The organism is Serpentinimonas barnesii (assembly GCF_000696225.1).
Lineage (GTDB): Bacteria > Pseudomonadota > Gammaproteobacteria > Burkholderiales > Burkholderiaceae_C > Serpentinimonas > Serpentinimonas barnesii.
Genome location: NZ_BAWN01000067.1, coordinates 1 through 1668, shown reverse-complemented (window position 1 = coordinate 1668; position 1668 = coordinate 1). Strand labels below are relative to the sequence as shown.

The 1668-nt window shown below is 60.4% G+C and carries 2 protein-coding genes and 1 pseudogene; all 3 read right to left on the bottom strand.

What is annotated here, in order from left to right; genetic code table 11:
• Positions 1 to 94: 94 nt before the first annotated feature.
• A pseudogene (locus SRAH_RS13165) lies at positions 95 to 217 on the bottom strand (polysaccharide biosynthesis protein); the annotation flags it as partial.
• Positions 218 to 427: 210 nt separating this feature from the next.
• Positions 428 to 1009: a PIN domain-containing protein gene (locus SRAH_RS11665; protein WP_029463510.1), complete on the bottom strand. Its 582-nt coding sequence runs from the start codon at positions 1007 to 1009 to the stop codon at positions 428 to 430.
• Positions 1009 to 1479 (bottom strand): helix-turn-helix domain-containing protein, encoded by a 471-nt coding sequence (locus tag SRAH_RS11660; RefSeq protein ID WP_029463509.1) that lies wholly within the window; start codon positions 1477 to 1479, stop codon positions 1009 to 1011. The genes SRAH_RS11665 and SRAH_RS11660 overlap by 1 nt, the downstream gene beginning before the upstream one ends.
• Between the last annotated feature and the right edge of the window lie 189 nt (positions 1480 to 1668).

The window sequence follows — 1668 nt, the reverse complement described above, 5'->3', positions numbered from 1 at the left end:
GTGGGGCTGGGGTTGTGGCCCAGCAGCAGCTCTTCGTACAGCTTTTCGCCGGGGCGCAGGCCGCTGAGCCAGCCATGCCAGCCATGCCCGTGCCCGTGCCCGATGATGCCGCCGCCAGCGCCTGCAGGGCCATTTCGGCCAAGCGTTTGCTGGCACCCATGAGGTTGGTGGGTCGCACGGCTTTGTCGGTGCTCACCAGCACAAAATCGCTCACCCCTAGGAAATTGGGTCAGACCACGGTTTTTACTCAGATTGGCCAGTCCGCCGTTCGCCCTGAGCCAGTCGAAGGGCTTGGCGTGGCTTCGACAGGCTCAGCCCGAACGGTGCTGCTGATCCCCGCGACCGCAAAACCCAGGATGAGCGGGGGTTTGCAGTGGCTTCAGCGAAAACCGTGGTCTGACACCGTTTTCGCCTAGGGGCCAAACAGTCAGATCAACTCAGACGCCGCCCTAAGCCTTCCGGCGGTCATGGGCAAACCGGCCAGCTCAAGGGCATCAGCAAATTCATCTGGGCTGGATTGAGGCTTTTTGCGGCGCTCCCGCATGCGCTTGAAGGCTGCAATTACACCCACAGGATCCAGATCCCATTGGTTGATCATGAACGTGTCTGGATCAACGGCCTCGATCCCATATTCCAGCAAAACAGCGCTCGGAAAGTCTTTCAAGTTGGCGCTCACGATGCAGTCGGCGTGTCCTGCAATCGCAGCGGCCAGCACGTGTACATCATCCGGATCTGGTAGCTCAATCCCCTTGACCAGAGCAGTCCAGGCTGCCTCTGGCACTTCCCAGTCGGGGATTGCATCCCGCATGCTGTCACGTCTTACACCGAGTTTCCCTACCAAGTCGGGCCGCTGCCTTTCGAGAGCGCGCATCCACTCGTCTTCGATCCTCGTTGTCCACTTGGCTGCGAAAAATCCCGCCGTAGCCAAGCTCAACAAGGCATCGGTCATCGCCAACGGATACAAGACGCAGGCATCGAGCAGCGCCGTGTAACGGGCGTGTCCCGCCATCAGTAATCCAATCCCAACTCGCGCGCGTTGTCGGCCATCCGGTCAAGGGCAGCGGCTTGTTGGGCGCGCATTTTCTGCGCGTAAGCCAGCAAATCCTCCAAGGCGATGCGGCGGTGCGTGCCCACCTTTCGATGGGGCAGTCGGCCTGCTTCCATCTCCTTGATCACAAACGGGCGGGAGACGTTTAAAAAATTGGCCGCCTCAACCGTCGTCAATTCTTGTTCGGTCGGCATCAACACGATCGGGCGCCCTTCGCTCATGGCCCCCAGCAGTTGTCCAATCAACTTGAGCGCAGCCGGCGGAACCTCAACCGTCGGATGGTCCCCCGCATCGGTCGTCAGCGTGATCGCTGCCGCACGGGAATGATCCAAGGAAGCCATGATGCACCGCTGGGCAACCCGCACCATCTCCTTGTCCTTGGCGTTAAGTGGAGGGTGCGAAACCTCCCGAACATGATCAATGGTACGCATGCCTATCTCCTGTCTTGGCGGGCTGGGGCAGCCTCGCCACAAGCTTTGCAGGATAACACAACAAGTGCAACAAATGCAGCAAGTGCGCTGTTCGCACCACAGTCATCCCCCCCTACCCCCGCAGCCTTGCCTCGGCCGCCTGCTCCAGGTACACCCAATCCACGATCGCCTCGTTCGGGGTGTAGCCGG

What these genes read in the sequence shown, in the direction of transcription:
- SRAH_RS11665 (WP_029463510.1), bottom strand. Translation starts at nt 1,009, where the DNA reads ATGGCGGGACACGCCCGTTACACGGCGCTGCTCGATGCCTGCGTCTTG.
- SRAH_RS11660 (WP_029463509.1), bottom strand. Translation starts at nt 1,479, where the DNA reads ATGCGTACCATTGATCATGTTCGGGAGGTTTCGCACCCTCCACTTAAC.